Source organism: Bordetella genomosp. 5 (assembly GCF_002261315.1).
In the GTDB taxonomy this organism is placed as follows: domain Bacteria; phylum Pseudomonadota; class Gammaproteobacteria; order Burkholderiales; family Burkholderiaceae_B; genus Bordetella.
The window spans coordinates 139,687-161,616 of record NZ_NEVP01000012.1 but is presented as its reverse complement, the minus strand read 5'-3'; the positions used below and the strand labels follow the sequence as shown (position 1 = coordinate 161,616).

The window sequence follows — 21,930 nt, the reverse complement described above, 5'->3', positions numbered from 1 at the left end:
CGGTTCATGTTCGATACGGTTCTGATCGCCAATCGGGGCGAAATCGCGCTGCGGGCCATCCGCACGCTCAAGCGTCTGGGCATACGCAGCGTGGCGGTGTACGCCGATCCTGATCGCGACGCCGCGCATGTGCGCGAGGCGGACGTGGCGGTGGCGCTGGGCGGCGAGAAGGCGGCCGACAGCTATCTGCGCATCGACCGGCTGCTGGAGGCCGCGCGGCAGACCGGCGCGCAGGCGGTGTTCCCGGGGTATGGGTTCTTGTCGGAGAGCGCCGAGTTCGCCGCGGCCTGCGAGGACGCGGGCATCGCGTTCGTGGGACCTACGCCGCAGCAGATCAATGAGTTCGGACTGAAACACCGCGCCCGCGAACTGGCGGCGCTGGCGGGCGTGCCGATGACGCCCGGCACGGGCCTGCTGGCCAGCCTGGGTCAGGCGCTCACCGAGGCCGAGCGCATCGGCTATCCGGTCATGCTCAAGAGCACGGCGGGCGGTGGCGGCATCGGTCTGTCGCGCTGCGCGAACGAGGCCGAGCTCACGGCGGCCTACGAAGGCGTGCAGCGGCTGGGCGAGCACTTCTTCCGCGATGGCGGCGTGTTCATCGAGCGCTACGTCGATCAGGCCCGTCACGTCGAGGTGCAGATTTTCGGGGATGGGCGCGGCCGGGTGGTCGCGCTCGGCGAACGCGACTGCTCGGTGCAGCGCCGCAATCAGAAGGTGATCGAGGAAACGCCCGCGCCGCATCTGCCCGCGGCCACGCGCGCCGCGCTGCTCGAGGCTGCGGTGCGGCTCGGCGAGTCGGTGCACTACCGCTCGGCCGGCACGGTGGAGTTCATCTACGATGCCACGCGCGATCAGTTTTATTTCCTGGAGGTCAACACCCGTCTGCAGGTCGAGCATCCGGTGACCGAAATGGTGACCGGCCTGGACCTCGTGGCGTGCATGCTGCAGGTCGCCGCGGGCGACGCGCTCGACTGGGAGGCCATGGGGCGCGCGCCGCAGGGCGCCTCGATCGAGGTGCGCCTGTATGCCGAAGATCCGCTCAAGCAGTTCCAGCCCTCGCCGGGCGTGCTGACCGAAGTGGCGTTTCCGCCCGATGTGCGCGTGGATGGCTGGATCGCCACCGGCACCGAGGTGCCGGCGTTCTACGATCCGCTGCTGGCCAAGCTGATCGTGCACGGGGCCGACCGGGCGCAGGCGCTTGCCCGCTTGTCGGATGCGCTCGCGCACACGCGCCTGCACGGCATCGCGACCAATCTCGACTATCTGCGGCAGATCGTGGCAGACGCGGCCTTCGCCGAGGGCAGGATCACGACGCGCTTCCTGGAGTCGTTCGCCTACCGGCCCGCAGCGCTCGAGGTGCTCGAGCCGGGCACCTACACCAGCGTGCAGGACTACCCAGGCCGGGTGGGTTACTGGGACATCGGCGTGCCGCCGTCGGGCCCGATGGACGACTACGCGTTCCGCATCGCCAATCGCATCGTGGGCAACGCGGCCGAGGCGGCCGGACTCGAAGCCACGCTGGTCGGACCCACGCTGCGCTTTCATGGCGACGCGGTGATCGCGCTGACCGGCGCGCAGTGCCAGGCCACGCTGGATGGCGCGCCCGTGCCGCAGTGGGCGCCGGTGACGGTGCGCTCGGGGCAGGTGCTGGCCATCGGCAAGGTGCTGACGGGCTGCCGCGTCTACCTCGCTGTGCGCGAGGGCATCGATGTGCCGGTCTACCTGGGCAGCCGCGCCACGTTTGCCCTGGGTCAGTTCGGCGGTCATGCCGGCCGGGTGCTGCGGGTGGGCGACATGTTGCCGCTGGGCCAGCCCGGGCTGGCGGCGTCGACCACGGCGCCGGCCTGCGATCCGCCCGCCGCCGCGGATCCGGCGCTGGTGCCCGAGTACGGCGCCCGCTGGGAGATCGGCGTGTTGTACGGCCCCCATGGCGCGCCGGATTTCTTCCTGCCCGAGGCCGTCGAGACCTTCTTCTCGAGCGACTACGAGGTGCACTACAACTCGAACCGGCTGGGCGTGCGGCTGATCGGCCCCAAGCCCGCCTGGGCACGCGAGAACGGCGGCGAGGCGGGGCTGCATCCGTCCAATATCCACGACTGCGAATACGCCATCGGCAGCATCAACTTCACCGGTGACAGCCCGGTGATTCTCACGCGTGACGGTCCGAGCCTGGGCGGTTTCGTGTGCCCCGCCACGATTGCGCAGGCCGAGTTGTGGAAGGTCGGTCAGGTCAAGCCGGGCGACCGGATTCGCTTCGTCCGCATCGATTACGACCAGGCCGTGGCGCTGCAGACGGCACAGGAGCGGAGCATCGCCGCGCTCGCGCCCGTCGCGCCGGCCTTGCCCGCGGTGCAGCGCGTGCCCGAAGGCACGGTATCGGAAACGGTCATCGCCGCCTTGCCGGCCGAGGGCAGCCGGCCCGCCGTGGCTTATCGGCAGGCGGGCGACGGCTATCTGCTGCTCGAGTATGGCGACAACGTGCTGGACCTGGCGCTGCGCATGCGCATTCATCTGTTGATGGAGGCGCTGGCGCAAGAGCCCGTGGCCGGCGTGCGCGAGCTCTCGCCGGGCGTGCGTTCGCTGCAGATCCGCTACGACAGCCGCGAGATCTCGCAGGCCCGCCTGATCGAGGCCTTGCTCGCCATCGAGGCGCGCCTGCCGGATGTGGCCACGCTCAAGGTGCCGACGCGCGTGGTCTACCTGCCGATGTCGTTCGAGGACTCTGCCACGCTGGGCGCGGTGCAGCGCTACCAGGAGACCGTGCGCGCCCAGGCGCCCTGGCTGCCCAACAATGTGGACTTCATCCAGCGCATCAATGGTCTGGAGACGCGCGAGGACGTCGAGCGCATCGTGTTCGACGCCAGCTACCTGATCATGGGCCTGGGCGACGTCTATCTGGGCGCGCCGTGCGCGGTGCCCATCGATCCGCGGCACCGGCTGCTCACCTCGAAGTACAACCCGGCGCGCACCTTCACCGCCGAGGGCACGGTGGGCATCGGCGGCGTCTACATGTGCATTTACGGCATGGATTCGCCGGGCGGCTATCAGCTGGTGGGACGCACGCTGCCGATCTGGAACAAGTTCCTGAAGAATCCGGTGTTCCAGGAAGGCAAGCCGTGGCTGCTGCGCTTCTTCGATCAGGTGCGCTTCTATCCGGTCAGCGAGGCCGAGCTCGACACGCTGCGCGCGGACTTCCGCGAGGGCCGCGCCACGGTGCGCATCGAGGAAGAATTGTTCGACTTCGCGGCACACCGGGCCTTCCTGGCGCGGGAGGCCGACAGCATCGCCGCGTTCCAGGCCCGCCAGAAGACCGCGTTCGATGCCGAGGTCGTGCTCTGGAAGGAGGACGACACCCCGATGGCGCCCGCGCTCGCCGCCGATGAGCAGGATGCACCGCTGGGCGAGGGCGAGCGTCTGGTTGCCGCCGATATGTGCGGCAGCGTCTGGAAGATTCCGGTGCAGGTGGGCCAGACGGTCGAGGCAGGCGAAACGCTGGTCGTGGTCGAGGCCATGAAAATGGAGCTGGCGGTGGCCGCGCCGGTCTCCGGTGTGGTGAGCGCGATCCGTTGCGCGCCGGGGCGACAGGTCAACAGCGGCGACCCGCTCGTGGTGCTGGCCGAAACCGTGGCGGCCACGGTGCCGTGATGCGGGCGGCCGTCCAGATCGGGCCGGCGCTCAGCCAGGTACAGACCGCGTCGGCCACGCTGGCCGATGTGGTCTACGAGCGCATCAAGGAAGACCTGTTCGAGTTCCGTCTGCTGCCCGGCGATCATTTCACCGAGGCCGACCTGGTGGCACGCCTCGGCGTGAGCCGCACGCCGCTGCGGCTGGCGCTGGCCCGGCTGCAGCGCGACGGGTTTTTGATCGCGCGGCCGCGCAGTGGCTGGCAGGTCCACCCGATCGATTTTGAGCGCTTCGAGGCGCTCTACGATGTCCGCATCGTGCTGGAGCTGGCGGCGGTGGACCGCCTGGTGTCGCGCGAGGCGCTCGATCCGTCGGGCATCCTCGGCGCGCTGCAGGACGTGTGGCTGGTGCCGGACGACCAGCGCATCCGCGATGGCCGTCTGGTCGGGCAGCTCGACGAAGCGTTTCATTGCGCGCTGGTCGCCGCCGCGGGCAACCCCGAGATGGCGGCGATCCACCGCGAAGTGACCGAAAAGATCCGCATCATCCGGCGGCTGGACTTCACCCAGGGATTCCGGGTGGATGCCACCTACGACGAGCATGCCGCCATCCTGCGGGCCATCCTGGCGCGCCGGGGCACGGACGTACGCCAGATGCTGCGGGCGCACATCGAGCTCTCCAAGGCCGAGGTGCGCAAAATCACGCTGCACCGGCTCTACGAGGCGCGGGGCACGGCCGGGGCGCGGGACGGCGTGCGCGGGTAGCGCGCCGGGCGGCCGGGGCGGTGCCCATTTTTCCAGGTGTCAGACTACATTTTTCGGGTGGACACACAAAAAGCGTGAAATCGCGGCCGGATTGGAATAAACCGGTAGAGGCCGTCGTCTGTACGGTTGCGGTACCCCACTTTCCCTGGAGGATGACCATGACCCCGCGCAAACTCGCATTCGTTTCCACGCTCGTACTGGCCCTGTCGGCCACCGCTCACGCCCAGGCGCCCGCCAAGACCGAAGGCGGCATGCTGGTCGACGGCAAAGGCATGACGCTCTACACCTTCGACAAGGACGCCGGCGGCAAGAGCGCCTGCAACGACCAGTGCGCGAAAGCCTGGCCGCCCCTGATGGCCGATGCCGGCGCCAAGGCGCAGGGCGACTGGAGCGTGATCAAGCGCGACGACGGCTCCAGCCAGTGGGCCTACAAGGGCAAGCCGCTGTATCTGTATGCCAAGGACGCCAAGCCGGGCGACAAGACCGGCGACAAGTTCCGCGACGTCTGGCACATCGTCAAGCCCTGATACGTACGGGCGCCGATGCCTGGTGACATCGAGGCCCGGATCGTGGCCTGCATCCCCAGCCTGCGTCGCTATGCGCGCGGGCTGACGGGTGACCGCGACCGCGCCGACGATCTGGTGCAGGACACGCTCGAGCGTGCCTGGAGCCGCTACTCGCGCTGGCAACAGCGCGGGGAGCTGCGCGCCTGGATGTTCGGCATCATGCACAACCATTTCGTCGACGGCTTGCGCGCGCGCCAGCGCGGGCTCGAAGTGGTGGCGGAGGACGGCGAGCTGCCGGACGTGCCGGTGCGCGCCACGCAGACGGACGCGCTCGAACTGCGCGATCTCGATCGCTGCCTCGCCCGGCTTGCGCCCGAGCAGCGCGCGGTCCTGCTGCTGGTGGCGGTCGAAGCGTTCAGCTATCGCGAGGCCGCGCAGGTGCTCGACGTGCCGGTGGGTACCGTGATGTCGCGGCTGTCGCGCGCCCGCGAGCGCCTGGCCGCGCTGCTTGCCGAACGCGACGAGGGCGTGCCGGTTGCGCCCGCAACCGCTTCCGATGATCCGCCCGGCATGGCGCAGGGCCGCCATCTGCACCGTATCAAATGAAATGAACGACGACGATTTTGCTCCTCTGCCGCCCGCGGGCGCGCCGATCACCGAAGCCGACCTGCATGCGTTGGCCGATGACCAGTTGTCCGCGGCCCGGCGTGCCGAGGTCGAGGCCTTCGTGCGCGAACATCCGGAAGCCGCGGCGCAGGTGGCGCGTTGGCGCGCGCAGAACGGCGCGCTGCAGGTGCATTTCGCCGACGTGCTCGACGAACCCTTGCCGCTGCGCCTGCCGCTCGCGCCGCCCGCGCCCCGGCGGGTGTGGGGCAGGGCCCTGGCCGCCGGCCTCGCGCTGGCCGTCTTGAGCGGCACGGCCGGCTGGTTCGCGCGCGGCGAAATGGAAGCCCGCGGCGTGCGCGCGGCCGCGGTGGAGCCCGGCATGTTCGCGCATCGCGCCGCCGTCGCCCATGCGGTCTACGCGTCCGATATGCGGCGTCCGGTGGAGATGGGCGGCGAGCACGAGCAGGCGCTCGTGACCTGGCTCACGCGCCGCGTGGGCGTGCAGGTGCATGCGCCGGATCTGTCCGCGGCGGGCTATCAGCTGATGGGAGGGCGGCTCTTGCCGGGCGGGAGCGGCGCGGTGGCGCAGCTCATGTACGGCACCGGCGGCGGTGGCGGCGCGCGCGCCGACCAGCGGCTCACGCTGTACGTCACGCGCGAGGCGACCACGGGGCAGACCGCGTTCCGCTTCATGCAGGACGGCCCCGTGCGGGTGTTCTACTGGATCGAAGGCTCGCTGGGCTATGCGCTGTCGGGCGAGGTGTCGCGCGACGAACTGCTGCGCGTGGCCCAGGAGGTCTACCGCCAGCTCGCGCCGGCGGCAGGCGCCACGCTTATACCGAACGGGTGATGCCGCCGTCGATGCGGATGTTCTGGCCGGTGATGTAGCTGGACGCGCTGGACGCGAGGAACGCGATCAGGTCCGCCACTTCTTCGGCGCGGCCATAGCGTCCCATCGGGATGCGCTCGCGGCGATCGTCCTTCTCGGGCAGGCTGTCGATGAAGCCCGGCAACACGTTGTTCATGCGCACGTTGTGCGGCGCATATTCATCGGAAAACAACTTGGTGAATGCGGCCAGACCGGCACGGAACACGCCCGAGGTCGGGAACGCGGCTTCGGGCTCGAAGGTCGCGTAGGTCGAGATGTTGACGATGGCGCCACCGCCCTGGCGCTGCATCACCGGCGCCACCAGGCGCGTGAGGCGGACCACGTTGAGCAGGTAGTAGTCCATGCCCCGTGCCCAGTCTTCGTCGCTGATCTCCAGCAGCTTGCCCTTGGGACCATGCCCGGCGCTGTTCACGACCGCGTCGATGCGGCCCCAGCGATCCAGCACGGTATCGACCAGCTTTTGCAGGTCGGCCGGCTCGAGGCTCGACCCCGTCACGCCCAGGCCGCCCAGCGATTCGGCCAGCGCCGCGCCCTTGCCCGAGGGCGACAGAATGGCGACCTGGAACCCGTCGGCGGCAAGCTTGCGCGCCGCCGCGGCGCCCATGCCGCTGCCACCCGCCGTGATGATGGCGACTTTGCTTTCAGACATTGCGACTCCTGATATCGGAGGGCGGCGGCAGGCCGCCCGGAGCGCCTATTTGAGCAGCCCGCAGGCGGCGTCGCAATCAAGCCCCTTTTGCTCGTGGGGCCGCCTCAGCGTTTGCCGCGGCTTGCGGTGAGCGTGATACCGGCCGACGCCGTCACGATGGCCGCGACGGCGCCCCACTGGGTCAGGCTGAGCGCCTCGCCCAGGAACAGCAGGCCCGAAATCGCGCCGAACACGGGTTCGAGGCTGAGCAGCGTGCCGAAGGTGCGCGCGGGCAGACGGGTGAGCACGACCACTTCGAGCGCGTAGGGCAGGGCGCTCGAGAGCACCGCCACCGCCACGGCGGCCGGCAGCAACTGCGCCGAGAAGAGCGCCGAGCCGGCGCTGGCGATTCCGAAAGGCAGGACCGCCAGCGCCGCGAACGCGGCGGCGAGGGCCACGGTGCGCGGTCCGTAGCGCAGCCCGGCGCGTTGGCCGAACACGATATACAGCGCCCAGCAGACGCCCGCGCCCAGCGCGTAAGCCACGCCCACGGGGTCGAGCGCGGCCAGGTCGTCGCCATGCGGGATCAGCACCACCAGACCGATCGCGGCCAGGCCGATCCAGGCGAAGTCGAGCAGCCGGCGCGACGTGAAGACCGCGACCGCCAGCGGCCCGGTGAATTCGAGCGCGACCGCGATCCCGAGCGGGATCGTGCTGATCGACATGTAGAACATCAGATTCATGCCGCCCAACGTCAGACCATAGAGCGCTACGATGCGCCAGCCCTCGGCCGGCAGCCGCAGGCGCCAGGGTTGCAGGATGGGCAGCAGAATGAGGGCGGAGAACAGCAGCCGCAGGGCCGCGGTGCCTTGCGCGCCCACGGCCGGGAACAGGCTTTTCGCCAGCGATGCGCCGCCTTGCAGCGAGGCCATGGCGATCAGGAGCAGCAGGACGGGAACGACGGGAGAGGCGGGGCGGTCAGGGGCGGACATCGGAACGGCGGGCGCGGAGGGAGCGCCAGCCCGGCGAGCCGGCGCGGCGCTATTCTACGCGTGCGCAGTAGCGCGCGCTGCGGCGGGCGCAGCACCGTGCGCTGCGGTGCGCACGGCGCCGGGCGCAGCGGCTGGCCCGTCGGCGCGCGCAGCGGCGCCCGCAACGGCTCGCCCGGCATCTTGCACGACAGCGGACGCGGTGACCCGCGCCGCCGCGCTACTTCACCAGCGTGACGGGCACCGGGCTCAGATGCAGCACCTTGGTCGCGATCGATCCCAGCATGATGGCGGGAATGCCGCCCAGGCCGCGCGTGCCCATTACGATCTCGCCCGCATCCAGCGTTTCGGCGCGGCGCACGATGCTCTCCGCGACCGGGCCGATCTCCTGATGCACGTCGTAGGGTTGGCCGGCGGCCTTCAGCACGGCCACCGCGTCCTCGAAGGCGAACTCGGCCTCTTCGCGCTGGTAGGTGTCGATGTCTTCCTGCGTGAGGCCCAGATGCAGGCCCTGGCGCACCAGGGTGGGCAGCACGGTCACCAGATGCACGGTGGTCTGGGCGGGATAAAGGTGGCGGTCTAGCACCACGCGCAGGGCGTGCAGCGCATGCTCCGAACCATCGACCGGAATCACGATGTCTTTCATAGGACTCTCCTCAGCTGGTGGGGGGCGTGGCCGGGACCGCCCGCAGGCGACCAACCTGACAAATACTTTAAAGCATGAGGAGGAAGCCCGCGCTGCGCGGGATCAATCAGGGGCGACGCGGTGGCGCCGCCCGGCAGCGCGCACCGCGCGACCGGACGCGGATGGCGGTGTCGCGCGGGTCTGGTGTGACGTCGATGCAGCGCGGCGCTCAGGCCGCGGCCAGCCGCCACAGCGTGGTGATCTCGCCCGAGCGCGCGGCGTGCAGCGGATCGGTCGGATCCAGCGCGCGCTTGTGCGTCGGCCGGGTGTCGTGCCGCGCCACCACGCGCAGTCCCGCCTCGGCGATCCAGCCCGCGAGTGCCTCGGGCGCGCGCAGGCCGATGCGTTCGGCGAGGTTCGACATGACGAGCCAGCCTTCGCCCGCGGGCGTCAGGTGCGCGCCCAGGCCGGCCAGAAAGCCCCGCAGCATGCGGCTGTCGGGGTCGTAGATGGCGGCTTCGATCGGCGAACTGGGCCGCGCCGGCAGCCACGGCGGGTTGCACACGACCAGATCGAAGCGGGCATCGGGATACAGATCGCTCGCGCGCACCTCGACCTTGTTCTGCAGGCCCAGACGCTGGAGATTGTCGCGCGTGCAGGCCAGGGCACGCGGATCCTGATCGACCGCCAGCACCTGCAGACCGCGCCGCGCCAGCACCGCCGCCAGCACGCCCGTGCCGGAACCCAGGTCGAGCGCGGTGGCGGCGCCGGCCGGCAAGGGCGCGCGCGCGACCAGATCGATGTATTCACCGCGCACCGGCGAGAACACGCCGTAATACGGATGCAGCGTCGCGCCGCCCAGGGCCGCGATGGGCACGCCGTTGCGGCGCCATTCGTAGGCGCCGATCAGGCCCTGCAGTTCGCGCAACGAAATCAGATAGGGCTCGTCGGCCGTGCCGTGCGCCTGCGCGCAGGCCTGGGCCACGTCGGGGGCGCGCCGCAGCGGGATGTGATCGCCGGGCTGCACTTCGATCAGCAGCAGGCCGAGCGTGCGGGCACGTTGCGCCTGCCGCATGCGATGCTGGTTGAAGGCATCGAGCAGGGTGTCGGCCGGCTTGACGCGGCGCTTGTCGACGCGGCGCGTGATGGCTTGCAACAGCTGACGGGCGTTCTGGAAGTCGCCGCGCCACACCAGGCCGATGCCTTCGCTCGTCATGCGATAGGCGAGATCGGCGGTGAGTGTGTCGTCGACGCATTCGAGGCGGCGCGGCACGGGCGCCCCGCTCTCCGATTGCCAGCGTGCCCGGCGCTCGGCGCCGTCTTCGGTCCAGGTGGCGTACTCGAGGCTCATCGCGCGCTCCTCGAAAAGGGGCGGGCGGCAAAGGCGTGAGGGAATCGGGGCATGGCGAAGAAAGTCCGGGCAGAGCCTCGCAATGTAGCAGTTTCGGATAGCCCGGGCCGAGGCCGATACCGCCGATCACGCCCGAGCCCAGCCAGAGCATCCACATCTGGTGCAGATAAATGCCCGCCGCCGAGATCACCCAGGTGGCCGGCCGCAAGAAGCGTCCGATCCGGATCGGTGAGGCGTTGCTGCTAGGCCGTGGCCGCCACCCGTGGCGCGAAGCGCGCCGGGTCGGCCTGGATCGCCGCAAGCACGAGGGGATGCAGGGGCACCTCGCCCTGTCCGTCCGGATGCCGCCCGATCCAGTCCAGCAGTTCGGTGCGCATGCGCGGCTCCCAGAACTTCTGGATGTGGTTGGCCACGCCCTCGACGCCTTCGGCGCGATCGGGATACGCATCGAAGAAATCGCCGATGCGGTTGGCCATGCGGATCAGGTTGACGGGGTCCATGAGACGTCTCGCGCGGGATCAGGCCCGGATGCGCTCCGGGTGGCTGTACAGGGTGGCGTCGGCATTGCGGGCAAAGCCGACCAGGGTCAGGTTGGACTGCTGCGCCAGGCGGATCGCGAGCGCGGTGGGCGCCGATACGGCGGCCAGCACGCCGATGCGCGCGGACGCGGTCTTCTGCACCATCTCGAAGCTCGCGCGGCTCGACACCAGGGCCAGGCCCGTGGCGGCGGGCAGGCCGGCGCGGGCCAGCGCGCCGATGAGCTTGTCCAGCGCGTTGTGGCGGCCCACGTCTTCGCGCACCAGCTGGATCTGGCCCTGCGCATCGGCCCAGCCGGCCGCGTGGGTGGCGCCGGTGACATCGTGCAGACGCTGGTGCGGGCGCAGGGCGCGCATCGCGTCGAGCAGCAGCTGCACCGCGAACGGCTCGCCGTCGGGCAGGGGCGGCACCGGCCGCAGCACTTCGGGCAGGGTCTCGACGCCGCACAGGCCGCAGCCCGTGCGGCCGGACATGGCGCGGCGGCGCTCTTTCAGGCGCGCCAGGCACGCGCTGGCGATTTCGAGCTGCACCACGATGCCGTCGGGCCGCGGGTCCAGGTCGATGCCGCGCACGTCGCTCGCGCTGCCCACGATGCCCTCGGTCAGCGAGAAGCCGAGCGCGAAGTCTTCGAGGTCGGACGGCGTGGCCAGCATGGTGGCGTGGCTGATGCCGTTGTACTCGAGCGCGACCGGCGTTTCCTCGGCCACATGGTCCGTCTGCGCGGCGGGGGCAAGCTGGCCGGCGCGGATCCGCACGACCTGCGTGTCGGCGCTGACGGACCAGTCGGGCGTGGGGCGGGGGACTTGGCAATCCATGGCGGTGGCTTCCGGTAGGGGTTATTTCCCCGCCAGGGCGTCGGCATTCTCGCGCGTGCGTCCGGCCAGCAGCTGCTGTTGCAGATCGGCATCGCGCGACCAGCGGCGCTGCCACTCGGAAGGCTGCGACACGCGCGTCACCTGCACGGCGGTCACCTTGTACTCGGGGCAGTTGGTCGCCCAGTCCGAGTTGTCGGTGGTGACCACGTTCGCGCCCGATTCGGGGAAGTGGAACGTGGTGTATACCACGCCCGGCTGCACCCGGTCGGTCAGGGTGGCGCGCAGCACCGTTTCGCCGGCCCGGCTCTGGATGCCGACCCAGTCGCCTTCGGCCACGCCGCGGTCCTCGGCGTCCCGGGGGTGGATCTCGAGCACGTCCTCGCCGTGCCACATCACATTCGGCGTGCGGCGGGTCTGGGCGCCCACGTTGTACTGCGACAGGATGCGGCCCGTGGTGAGCAGCAGCGGGAAGCGCCGCGTGCTGCGTTCGTCGGTCGGCACGTAGCGGGTGATCATGAACCGGCCCTTGCCGCGCACGAACTCGTCGATATGCATGATGGGCGTGCCCTCGGGCGCCGCGTCGTTGCACGGCCATTGCAGGCTGCCGTGCTGGTCGAGCTTGGCGTAGCTCACTCCGGTGAAGGTCGGCGTGAGGCGCGCGATCTCGTCCATGATCTCGCTCGGGTGCGTGTAGTTCATGGGGTAGCCGAGCGCGTTCGACAGCGCCGCCGTGACTTCCCAGTCGGCTTTGCCGTTCTTGGGCTCCATCACCTTGCGGACGCGCGAGATGCGGCGTTCGGCGTTGGTGAAGGTGCCGTCTTTCTCGAGGAACGACGAGCCCGGCAGGAAGACGTGCGCGTACTTGGCGGTCTCGTTGAGGAACAGGTCCTGCACCACGATGCATTCCATGGCCGAGAGCGCGGCGGCCACGTGCTGGGTGTTGGGATCGGACTGCACGATGTCCTCGCCCTGGCAGTACAGACCCTTGAAGGATCCCGCCAGCGCCGCCTCGAACATGTTCGGAATGCGCAGCCCCGGTTCGGGTTGCAGCGTGACGCCCCAGTCGGCCTCGAACTGATGGCGCGTGATGTCGTCGGAAATGTGGCGATAGCCCGGCAGCTCGTGCGGGAAGGAGCCCATGTCGCACGAGCCTTGCACGTTGTTCTGGCCGCGCAGGGGGTTCACGCCCACGCCCTCGCGTCCGATGTTGCCGGTGGCCATGGCCAGGTTCGCGATCGCCATCACGGTGGTCGAACCCTGGCTGTGTTCCGTGACGCCCAGGCCGTAATAGATGGCGCCGTTGCCGCCGCCGGCGTAAAGCCGGGCCGCGCCGCGCACCGCGGCGGCGGGCACGCCGGTGATCTCCTGCATGGCTTCGGGCGAGTTTTCGGGCAAGGCCGCGAAGGCCGCCCACTGCTCGTATGCCTTGGTTTCGCAGCGCTCGGCCACGAAACTTTGGTCGACCAGACCCTCGGTCACGATCACATGCGCCAGCGAGGTCAGCAGCGCGGTGTTGGTGCCGGGCCGCACCTGCAGATGGTAGTCGGCCTTGATGTGCGGCGAGCTCACCAGTTCGATGCGGCGCGGATCGATCACGATCAGGCGCGCGCCCTGACGCAGCCGCCGCTTCAGGCGCGACGCGAACACCGGATGCCCGCTGCTGGGATTCGCGCCCATCACGATCACCACGTCGGTATGCATCACGGAGTCGAAGGTCTGCGTGCCTGCGGACTCGCCCAGCGTCTGCTTCAGGCCGTAGCCGGTAGGCGAATGGCACACGCGCGCACAGGTGTCGACGTTGTTGGTGTTGAAGGCCGCGCGCACGAGCTTCTGCACCAGCCAGGTCTCTTCGTTGGTGCAGCGCGAGGAGGTGATGCCGCCCACCGCGCCCTTGCCATGCTCGCCCTGGATCCGGCGGAACTCGCTCGCCGCGTACTGGATGGCCTCGTCCCACGGGACCTCTTGCCACGGATCGGTGATGCGCTTGCGGATCATGGGCTTGAGCACGCGCTCCTTGTGGGTCGCGTAGCCCCAGGCGAAGCGGCCCTTCACACAGGAGTGGCCGCGATTGGCCTGGCCGTCTTTCCAGGGCACCATGCGCACCAGTTCCTGCCCCTTCATTTCTGCCTTGAAGCCGCAGCCCACGCCGCAATAGGCGCAGGTGGTGATCACCGAATGCTCGGCCTGGCCCATCATGATGACGGTCTTTTCCTGCAGCGTGGCGGTCGGACAGGCCTGCACGCAGGCGCCGCACGACACGCACTCGCTTTCCATGAAGGGCTGGTCCTGGCCCGGCGACACGCGCGATTCGAAGCCTTTGCCCGAGATCGTCAGCGCGAACGTGCCCTGGGTTTCTTCGCAGGCGCGCACGCAGCGGTTGCAGACGATGCACTTGGCCGGGTCGTAGGTGAAGTAAGGATTGGACTCGTCCTGCGCGGCGTGGATGTGGTTGGCGCCGTCGGTGCCGTAGCGCACGTTGCGCAGGCCCACCACGCCCGCCATGTCCTGCAGCTCGCAGTCGCCGTTCGCCGCGCAGGTCAGGCAGTCGAGCGGGTGATCCGAGATGTAGAGCTCCATCACGCCGCGGCGCAGGTCGTGCAACTTGGGCGTTTCGGTGTACACCACCATGCCGTTCTCGGCGGGCGTGGTGCACGAGGCGGGATAGCCACGCCGCCCCTCGATCTGCACCAGGCAGAGCCGGCACGAGCCGAACGGCTCGAGGCTGTCGGTGGCGCACAGCTTGGGGATGTTGATGCCGGCCTCGGCGGCCGCGCGCATGACCGAGGTGCCTTCGGGCACCTGGATCTCCTGGCCGTCGATGGTCAGGGTCACGAAGTCGGTGGCGGTGCGGGCCGGCGTGCCGAGGTCGCGTTCGCGCTTGATCACGGTTTCGAACATGAGCGGTCTCCGAAGAATCAGGCGGGCTGGGCCGTGCGGGTCAGGCCGAAGTCGGCGGGGAAGTGGTCCAGCGCAGACAGCACCGGGAACGGCGCCATGCCGCCGAGGGCGCAGAGCGAGCCGCCCAGCATGGTGTCGCACAGGTCGCGCAGCAGCACGACCTGCTGCTCGCGTGCCGCGCCGCCCGCGATGATGCGGTCGATCGTCTCGACCCCGCGGGTCGAGCCGATGCGACAGGGCGTGCACTTGCCACAGGACTCGATCGCGCAGAATTCCATGGCGTAGCGGGCCATGTGCGCCATGTCGACGGTGTCGTCGAAAGCCACCAGGCCGCCGTGTCCGATCATGGCCGAGATGCGCGCATAACCTTCGTAATCGAGCGGCTCGTCCCATTGCGACTCGGGCAGGTAGGCGCCGAGCGGGCCGCCGACCTGCACGGCCTTGAGCGGCCGGCCGCTGGCCGAGCCACCGCCGAAGTCGTAGAGCAACTCGCGCAGCGTCAGCCCGAAGGCCTTCTCGACCAGGCCGCCATGCTTCAGGTTGCCCGCGAGCTGGAACGGCAGTGTGCCGTGCGAGCGGCCCACGCCGAATTCGCGGTAGTAGGTCGCGCCGCGCGCCAGGATCGTCGGCACGGTGGCGAGCGATATCACGTTGTTGATCACCGTGGGCTTGCCGAACAGGCCCTGCACCGCGGGCAGCGGCGGCTTGGCTCGCACCACGCCCCGCTTGCCTTCGAGGCTTTCGAGCAACGAGGTCTCTTCGCCGCAGATATAGGCGCCGGCGCCGACCCGCACTTCCATGTCGAAGGCCCGCCCGCTGCCGTGGATGTCCACGCCGAGCCAGCCCACCTCGCGCGCGCGCCGGATGGCCTCGCGCAGCGTGGCGATCGCCTGCGGATACTCCGAGCGCACATAGATGTAGCCCTGCGTCGCGCCCACGCCCAGGCCGGCGATGGTCATGCCCTCGATGAGCGCGTAGGGATCGCCCTCCAACAGCAGGCGGTCGGCGTAGGTGCCGGAGTCGCCCTCGTCGGCATTGCACACGATGTATTTGCGCGAGCCGGCCGCGGCGAGCACGGTCTTCCACTTGATGCCGGTCGGGAAGGCGGCGCCGCCGCGCCCGCGCAGGCCGGAGTCGACCACTTCCTGCACGATGGCGTCGGCGCTCATCGTCAGTGCCCGCTCCAGGCCCGCCAGGCCGCCATGCGCGGCGTAATCCGGGATCGACAGCGGATCGGTCACGCCCACGCGTTCGAAGGTCAAGCGCTCCTGGCGCGCGAGATAGGGGATCGCCTCGGTGGGCCCATGGCACAGCGGGTGCGCCGCGCCGTCGAGCCAGCCACAGGCGAACAGACTGTCCAGATCCTCGAGCTGCACCGGCCCATACGCCACGCGGCCGGCCGGCGTGGCGATCTCCACCAGCGGCTCGAGCCAGAGCAGGCCGCGCGAGCCGTTGCGCACGATATCGATGGGCCGTCCGAGCGCGTCGGCGCGGCGGGCGATGTCGTCGGCAATCGCGTCGGCGTCGAGCGCCAGCGCGGCCGCGTCGCGCGGCACATACACCCGCACCAGCGGCGGCTCGTTGCGCGGGGTGACGATGGGGGCGTTCATGCGGACTCCTCGAGCGCGCGGCCCAGCAGACGGTCGAAGCGCTGCGGCGTGACCCGGGCGTGGGGCCGGCCGTCGATCAGCATGGCGGGCGACTGGGCGCACAGGCCCAGGCAGTACACCGGCTCGAGCGTGACCGCGCCATCGGCGCTGTGCTCGTGGAAATCGCAGCCGAGACGGGCGCGGGCATGGCCGGCGAGGGCGTCGGCGCCCATGGCCTGACAGGCCTCCGCGCGACAGAGCTGCACCACGTGGCGCGCCGCCGGCTCGCTGCGAAAGTGCGGATAAAACGTGATCACACCGTGCACTTCGGCCCGCGACAGATTCAGGATCTCGGCGATGGTCTGAACCGTCTCGGGCGGAATACAGCCCAGTTCGTCCTGCGCGGCATGCAGGATCGGCAACAGGCAGCCGGGCTCGTGCAGATGCGCCGTCGCGATGCGCGCGGCGGCGGCGATGGCGGGCGAGGCCTGGGCGGCACGGTCGTGCGCCAGGTCGCCGCCACGCGCGCCGGCGCTGGAGGCGAGATTCGCTTTGGCCGGGGATTGGGCCATGACTGTCTCCTCGTGGCCGCGCTGGGGGCGGCCTTCGTAATACCGGCGCCCGGCGCCTTATATGCAAAACAGAACATATAAGTGCGTCGGCTGTCGGCCGTCTCCTTGTCGGGGCTCGTCGGGTGTAGCCCTTGTGTGCAGCGCAACATCAAGCCACACAAGGGTTTTTTCAAATTTCGCCCCGGGTTTGGCGCTACTCTATGCGCGTTCGTCGTGCCCTTCAATATGCATGAAATGACATATAACTTTCGCATCGGGCTGCGCCCGCACTGGACCCTCGAAGGCGCCGATGGCGAGGCGCCGGGCGACGGCCTGTCGCTACAGGAGCTGCTGGCGATGCTGGCCGCCATCGACGCCACCGGGCACATCGCGGGCGCCTGCAAGGCGTGCGGACTGTCGTACCGGCACGGCTGGGGCGTGCTGCGGCGCTTCGAGGCGCTGTTCGGCACCGCGCTCATCGTCACGCGCCGGCGTCAGGGCACGCAGCTTTCGCCGTTTGCCGAGCGCCTGCTCTGGGCCAATCGCCGCATCGCGGCGCGGCTGATGCCCACGCTCGACAGCCTCGCCTCCGAGCTCCAGGAAGAGCTGGAGCGCCTGCAGACCCAGGCGCGACCGCATCTGCGTCTGCACGCCAGCCACGGTTTCGCCGTCGAGGCGCTGATGCAGCACTGGGGGCAGCGTGAGCCCGCGTTGGAGTTGCGTTATCGCACGGCGGTGGAGGCGCTCGCTTCGCTCGAGCGCGGCGATTGCGATCTCGCCGGCTTCCAGATCCCGCTGGGCGAATTCGAGCGCGGCATCTATGCCAATTACGCGCAATGGCTGCACGACGACGAGCACCTGCTCATCCACCTGGCCGTGCGCAGCACGGGGCTGTTCGCCGTGGCGGGCAATCCCAAGCAGGTGCTGGGCGTGGCCGACCTGGCGCGACCAGACATCCGCTTCGTCAACCGCCAGCCGGGATCCAGCACGCGTTTTCTGGTGCATCTGATGCTGCAGCGGGCCGGGATCGCGGCCGACGCCGTGCAGGGCTTCCAGACCAATGAGTTCACGCACATGGCGATCGCGGCGCACATCGCCAGCGGCATGGCCGATACGGGCGTGGGCGTCGAGACGGCGGCGCGCCGCTTCGGGCTGGACTTCATTCCGCTGGTCCAGGAGCGCTATTTTTTCGCCATCCGCAAGAGTGCGCTGGAGAGCCCGGCGATGCAGGAGTTTCTGCGTTTCCTGCGCAGCGCCGGCTTTCTGCGTTGCGTGGCCGAGCTGGTGGGTTACGACGCCCGCGAGACCGGCCAGATCCAGACCGTCCGGGAGGCCTTCTTCGGGGCGTAGGGGTATCGGCGCGCTCTCCCGCCGCTGGCGCTATGATGAAACCTATGAATGCCGTGATTCACCTGACCGATCTGCGCACGCCGCGCCTGCCCGAGGCCGATCTGCCCCTGGGGGGCAAACCCGTGCGCGACACGCGCGGGCGCCCGCTGCGCGATCTGCGCATCTCCGTCACGGACCGCTGCAACTTCCGCTGCACCTACTGCATGCCGCGCGAGGTATTCGACAGCGACTACGCCTTCATGCCGCATTCGTCGCTGCTGTCGTTCGAAGAGATCGAGCGCCTGGCGCGTCTGTTCGTGCAGCTGGGCACCGAAAAGATCCGTCTCACGGGTGGCGAGCCGCTGCTGCGCAAAAACATCGAGACCCTGATCGGCATGCTGTCGGCCCTGCGCACGCCGCAGGGCGAGCCGCTCGATCTCACGCTCACCACCAACGGCAGCCTGCTCGCCCGCAAGGCGCGCGCGCTGGCCGACGCCGGCCTGAAACGCGTCACCGTCAGTCTCGACGCGCTGGATGCGGCGCGCTTCGCCACGATGAGCGACAGCCGCGTGACCCCCGATGATGTCCTGCGCGGCATCGATGCCGCGGCCGATGCGGGCCTCACGCCCGTCAAGGTCAATATGGTGGTGCGTCGCGGCCTGAACGACGACCAGATCCTGCCCATGGCGCGGCGCTTCCGCGGCAGCGGTCATGTCCTGCGCTTCATCGAGTACATGGACGTCGGCAGCACCAACGGCTGGAACCTGACCGAAGTGGTGCCGAGCGCCGAGGTGATCCGCACGATCGCCGAGCATTATCCGCTCGAGCCCTGTACCGAGCCGGCCATGGGCCGGGTGGCACAGCGCTGGCGTTATGCCGACGGGGCGGGTGAGATCGGCGTGATCTCCAGCGTGACCGAGGCCTTCTGCGAAGGGTGCACGCGCGCGCGGCTCTCGCCCGAGGGCAAGCTGTACCTTTGCCTGTTCTCCACCGGCGGCTACGATCTGCGCGATCTGGTGCGCGGCGGCGCCGACGATACCCGCATTCAGCGCGTGATCTCCGGCATCTGGCGCCCGCGCGCCGACAACTACTCCGAAAGCCGCACGATGCAGGGCCCGGCCGACGCCGACGGCCGCATCGAGATGAGCTACATCGGCGGCTGAGCCGGACGCCCGGCCGCCGTTTCCGGCGCCCGCCATCGCGGCGGCCGCGGGCGATTACGACAGCCAGTGCGCGAGGTCGTAGTAACGCACCACGTCGCCGTCGTTCAGCGTCTGACCCGCAGGCAGGCGCGCAAGCCCGGTGCTCCAGGGCAGCGAGCTGACGATGTTCGATGCCTGCGTGCGATACAGCTCGAGCTCGGCGCCGGTATCGGTTTCGCGACGCTGCACGCGCACGAACTCCTCGCGGCTTTCGGTGCGTGGAGCCGGCAGGCGCAGCACCGCGCGCGACACCTGCGGCAGCGTGACCGCGCGGCCCTGCATGCGTCGCACGAGCGGCGAGACCAGCACCATGAATACCGCAAAGCTCGACACCGGATTGCCCGGCAGCGATACCACCGGCTTGCCGTCCACGTGAGCCAGCGCCACCGGCTTGCCCGGCTTCATGCGCACCTTCCAGAGCGTGAGCGTGCCGCCCAGCGCCTCGAGCGCGGGCTTGACCAGGTCGCGCTCACCGACCGACACGCCGCCGGTGCTCAGGACCAGATCGCAGTCGCGCAGCAGCGTCTGCAAGGCTTCGCGCGTGTCGGCTTCGTCGTCGCGCGCATGCAGCACATGCACGACATCGGCGCCGATGCCTTCGACGAGGCTTGCGAGCATTGGGGCATTGGAGTTGTAGATCTGCGCTTCGGTGCGCGTCTGGCCGGGGGCGACGAGCTCGTCGCCGGTGGTGAGTACGCCCACGCGCACGCGCCGGAACACGCGGGCCTGCGCCAGACCCTGCGAGGCCAGCAACGCGATGTGAGCCGCGCCCAGCACGATGCCTGCCTCGAGCACGATCTGGCCCGCCTGGGTGTCTTCGGCGCGCTTGCGCACGTGCTGGCCGAGCCTGGCTTCACCGGTGATCTCGACCTGGCCGTCGGTCTCGCGGGTGTTCTCCTGCATGATGACGGTGTCGGCGCCGGGCGGAATGAGACTGCCGGTGAAAAGCCGGGTCGCCTGGCCGGGCAGCGCGGGCTGCGGCGCGTCGCCGGCATAGACGCGTTGCTGGATGGGCAGCGGTTTGCCGGCGGCGAGGTCGGCGTGGCGCACGGCGTAACCGTCCATCTCGCTGTTGTCGGCCGGCGGCAGGTCGAGCGTGGCGCACACCGATTCGGCCAGCACGCGGCCGGCCAGTCGCGCGAGCGGCAACAGCTCGGTCTCGGCAACGGGCCCGGCGGCCTCGAGCAATTGCGCCTGGGCCTGTTCGAACTCGAGCATGCTTATTCCTCGGTGTTGCGGCGGCGCAGGGGCGCCGCGAAATTGCAGGGCTTGTGATCGCTGTCGAGCTGCTCGCGGATGATGCCGTCCCAGGCGGTCTGGCAGGCATCGTTGGAGCCCGGAATGCAGAAGATCACGGTGTTGTTGGCATAGCCGGCGATGGCGCGCGACTGCAGCGCCGAACTGCCGATTTCGGTGTAGGAGATCTGGCGGAACAGCTCGCCGAAGCCATCGATCTCGCGATCGAACAACACCCGCACCGCTTCCGGCGTGCAGTCGCGTTCGGCGAAACCCGTGCCGCCGTTGGTCATGATGACCTGCACCTCGGGGTCGGCGATCCATTCGCTCAGGATGCGGCGGATCGCGTAGCGGTCGTGACCCACGATGTCGCGGCGCACGCATTGATGGCCGGCCTGGGCGAGACCATGGACCAGGATGTTGCCGGACGTGTCGTCGCCCGCGCTGCGGGAGTTGCTCACGGTGAGGACGGCGCAGGCCAGCGATACTTTCTTGTCGGTATCCATCAGCGTTCCTTGGGATGCGTCGGTTCGTCTTGCCAGGATTCGGTGCGTTCGGCGTCGGCGGCGCGCTGCTCGACCCAGAAGGTCTCGCCGGACGCCAGGGCCTCGCGCTTCCAGAAGGGCGCGCGGGTCTTCAGGGCGTCGATGATGAATTCGCAACCGCGGAAGGCGTCGCCACGGTGGGCGCTTGCCACGCCCACGAACACGATGCGCGCGCCCAGCTCCAGCCGGCCCACGCGATGCATGACCAGCGTGGCCGCCAGCGGCCAGCGCTCGCGCGCGCTCCGTGCGATGTCCTCGAGCTCGCGCTCGCACATGCCGGGATAGTGTTCGAGAAACAGGGCGTCGGTGGGCTGCCCGGGGGCGAAGTCGCGCACGTAGCCCGTGAACGTGACCACGGCGCCGGCATTGCCGGCCGCCTCGAGCAATCGCTGCTTCAGCTCGGCTTCGTCGAAATCGGCTTCCTGCACGTAGATCATGCTAGCCCCCGGTCACGGGTTCGAAGACCGCCACTTCGTCGCCCGGCGCGATCACGGCGTCGGGCTTGGCGTGCGTCTGGTTGATGGCGAGCTTGAGCCGGCGGGTCTGGCCGAGCTGAGGGTAGCGCTCGGTGAGCGCGGCCAGCAACTGCGTGCCCGTCGTGGGGCCTGCGAGCGGCCAGACCTCGCTGCGCTTGCCGGTCAGCTCGGCGATGCGCGCGAAATACAGCAGATCAATCGTTGCGCCATTCACCGCTCTTACCTCCGGCCTTGTATTGCAGGCGAACCTGCTCGATCACGATCGCCTTGTCGGCGGCCTTGCACATGTCGTAGATGGTGAGCGCGGCCACGCTGCACGCGGTCATGGCTTCCATCTCGACACCGGTTTTGTATTGGGTGCGGCAGGTGGCGCGGATATCGATGCGATGCGCGGCGTCGTCGAGCGAGAACTCCACGCCCACGAACGCGAGCGGCAGGCTGTGGCACAACGGGATCAGCTCGGCGCAGCGTTTGGCGGCCAGGATGGCGGCCACGCGCGCGGTGTTGAGCACTTCGCCCTTGCCCTGACCGGGCGCGGTGAGCAGCCCATAGGCGTGCGCGTTCATGCGCACGCTGGCGGCGGCGATGGCGACGCGCTCGGTGTCGGTTTTGGCGACCACGTCGACCATGCGGACCTGCCCGTCTTCGTCGAGGTGGCTGAGGGCGGGCAGGGCGTCGGCGCCTGCGCCGGAAGAAGAACCGGACATGAACGGGACCTTCGGAATGGTTAAGGATTGCAAGCGTACCGGCCCGGGCGGGTACGCGCTCGC

The 21,930-nt window shown here is 69.5% G+C and carries 21 protein-coding genes; 7 read left to right on the top strand and 14 right to left on the bottom strand.

What is annotated here, in order from left to right:
- Positions 1-6 precede the first annotated feature (6 nt).
- The 5 genes from uca (at position 7) to CAL25_RS20850 (ending at position 6,350) form a co-directional block, all read left to right on the top strand.
- The gene (uca, locus tag CAL25_RS20870; RefSeq protein ID WP_094803572.1) at positions 7-3,645 is read left to right on the top strand and encodes an urea carboxylase; all 3,639 of its coding nucleotides are present in this window, start codon (positions 7-9) and stop codon (positions 3,643-3,645) included.
- Positions 3,645-4,388 carry a GntR family transcriptional regulator gene (locus tag CAL25_RS20865; RefSeq protein WP_094803570.1) on the top strand — a complete coding sequence of 248 codons (744 nt, stop codon included), beginning with the start codon at positions 3,645-3,647 and terminating at the stop codon, positions 4,386-4,388. Before uca ends, CAL25_RS20865 begins: the two co-directional genes overlap by 1 nt.
- 158 nt (positions 4,389-4,546) lie before the next feature.
- Positions 4,547-4,915 (top strand): COG4315 family predicted lipoprotein, encoded by a 369-nt coding sequence (locus CAL25_RS20860; protein ID WP_094803568.1) that lies wholly within the window; start codon positions 4,547-4,549, stop codon positions 4,913-4,915.
- Between the two features lie 15 nt (positions 4,916-4,930).
- A complete protein-coding gene (locus CAL25_RS20855) occupies positions 4,931-5,500 on the top strand; it encodes an RNA polymerase sigma factor (RefSeq protein WP_094803566.1) in 570 nt (189 codons plus the stop codon).
- 1 nt (position 5,501) lies between these two features.
- Positions 5,502-6,350, top strand: a complete 849-nt coding sequence (locus tag CAL25_RS20850; RefSeq protein ID WP_094803564.1) for an anti-sigma factor family protein — start codon at positions 5,502-5,504, stop codon at positions 6,348-6,350.
- On the opposite strand, the gene CAL25_RS20845 is transcribed toward CAL25_RS20850, so the two are convergent.
- From CAL25_RS20845 to CAL25_RS20805, 9 genes are all read right to left on the bottom strand, one after another.
- Entirely contained in the window at positions 6,334-7,038 is a 705-nt protein-coding gene (locus tag CAL25_RS20845; protein WP_094803562.1) for an SDR family oxidoreductase, read from the bottom strand. The two genes, CAL25_RS20850 and CAL25_RS20845, sit on opposite strands and share 17 nt — an antisense overlap.
- A gap of 104 nt (positions 7,039-7,142) precedes the next feature.
- Entirely contained in the window at positions 7,143-8,009 is an 867-nt protein-coding gene (rhtA, locus tag CAL25_RS20840) for a threonine/homoserine exporter RhtA (RefSeq protein ID WP_094803560.1), read from the bottom strand.
- Between the two features lie 217 nt (positions 8,010-8,226).
- Complete coding sequence (locus CAL25_RS20835) at positions 8,227-8,652, bottom strand: universal stress protein (RefSeq protein WP_094803558.1); 426 nt, start codon at positions 8,650-8,652, stop codon at positions 8,227-8,229.
- Positions 8,653-8,860: 208 nt separating this feature from the next.
- Positions 8,861-9,982, bottom strand: coding sequence for a methyltransferase (locus tag CAL25_RS20830; protein WP_094803556.1), 1,122 nt, complete (start codon positions 9,980-9,982; stop codon positions 8,861-8,863).
- Between the two features lie 242 nt (positions 9,983-10,224).
- The gene (locus CAL25_RS20825) at positions 10,225-10,482 is read right to left on the bottom strand and encodes a formate dehydrogenase subunit delta (protein ID WP_094803554.1); all 258 of its coding nucleotides are present in this window, start codon (positions 10,480-10,482) and stop codon (positions 10,225-10,227) included.
- A gap of 18 nt (positions 10,483-10,500) precedes the next feature.
- Positions 10,501-11,334, bottom strand: a complete 834-nt coding sequence (fdhD, locus tag CAL25_RS20820; protein WP_094803552.1) for a formate dehydrogenase accessory sulfurtransferase FdhD — start codon at positions 11,332-11,334, stop codon at positions 10,501-10,503.
- Between the two features lie 21 nt (positions 11,335-11,355).
- Positions 11,356-14,232 carry a formate dehydrogenase subunit alpha gene (gene fdhF, locus CAL25_RS20815; protein ID WP_094803550.1) on the bottom strand — a complete coding sequence of 959 codons (2,877 nt, stop codon included), beginning with the start codon at positions 14,230-14,232 and terminating at the stop codon, positions 11,356-11,358.
- A 17-nt stretch (positions 14,233-14,249) separates the two neighbouring features.
- Positions 14,250-15,842 (bottom strand): NADH-ubiquinone oxidoreductase-F iron-sulfur binding region domain-containing protein, encoded by a 1,593-nt coding sequence (locus CAL25_RS20810; RefSeq protein WP_094803548.1) that lies wholly within the window; start codon positions 15,840-15,842, stop codon positions 14,250-14,252.
- A complete protein-coding gene (locus CAL25_RS20805) occupies positions 15,839-16,393 on the bottom strand; it encodes a formate dehydrogenase subunit gamma (protein ID WP_094803546.1) in 555 nt (184 codons plus the stop codon). Before CAL25_RS20805 ends, CAL25_RS20810 begins: the two co-directional genes overlap by 4 nt.
- A gap of 234 nt (positions 16,394-16,627) precedes the next feature.
- On the opposite strand from CAL25_RS20805, the gene CAL25_RS20800 reads away from it, so the two are divergent.
- Both CAL25_RS20800 and moaA read left to right on the top strand, forming a co-directional pair.
- Positions 16,628-17,722: a substrate-binding domain-containing protein gene (locus CAL25_RS20800; RefSeq protein ID WP_094803921.1), complete on the top strand. Its 1,095-nt coding sequence runs from the start codon at positions 16,628-16,630 to the stop codon at positions 17,720-17,722.
- A gap of 44 nt (positions 17,723-17,766) precedes the next feature.
- Positions 17,767-18,864: a GTP 3',8-cyclase MoaA gene (moaA, locus tag CAL25_RS20795; RefSeq protein WP_094803544.1), complete on the top strand. Its 1,098-nt coding sequence runs from the start codon at positions 17,767-17,769 to the stop codon at positions 18,862-18,864.
- Positions 18,865-18,918: 54 nt separating this feature from the next.
- On the opposite strand, the gene CAL25_RS20790 is transcribed toward moaA, so the two are convergent.
- Genes CAL25_RS20790 through moaC form a run of 5 tightly spaced genes read right to left on the bottom strand, consistent with a single transcriptional unit; the run spans position 18,919 to position 21,867 of the window.
- The gene (locus CAL25_RS20790; RefSeq protein ID WP_094803542.1) at positions 18,919-20,121 is read right to left on the bottom strand and encodes a molybdopterin molybdotransferase MoeA; all 1,203 of its coding nucleotides are present in this window, start codon (positions 20,119-20,121) and stop codon (positions 18,919-18,921) included.
- A 2-nt stretch (positions 20,122-20,123) separates the two neighbouring features.
- Complete coding sequence (moaB, locus tag CAL25_RS20785; protein ID WP_094803540.1) at positions 20,124-20,645, bottom strand: molybdenum cofactor biosynthesis protein B; 522 nt, start codon at positions 20,643-20,645, stop codon at positions 20,124-20,126.
- Positions 20,645-21,121: a molybdenum cofactor biosynthesis protein MoaE gene (locus CAL25_RS20780; protein ID WP_094803538.1), complete on the bottom strand. Its 477-nt coding sequence runs from the start codon at positions 21,119-21,121 to the stop codon at positions 20,645-20,647. Before CAL25_RS20780 ends, moaB begins: the two co-directional genes overlap by 1 nt.
- Before the next feature lies 1 nt (position 21,122).
- Positions 21,123-21,374, bottom strand: a complete 252-nt coding sequence (locus tag CAL25_RS20775; protein ID WP_094803536.1) for a MoaD/ThiS family protein — start codon at positions 21,372-21,374, stop codon at positions 21,123-21,125.
- Positions 21,355-21,867: a cyclic pyranopterin monophosphate synthase MoaC gene (gene moaC / locus CAL25_RS20770; protein ID WP_094803534.1), complete on the bottom strand. Its 513-nt coding sequence runs from the start codon at positions 21,865-21,867 to the stop codon at positions 21,355-21,357. Before moaC ends, CAL25_RS20775 begins: the two co-directional genes overlap by 20 nt.
- Positions 21,868-21,930 lie beyond the last annotated feature (63 nt).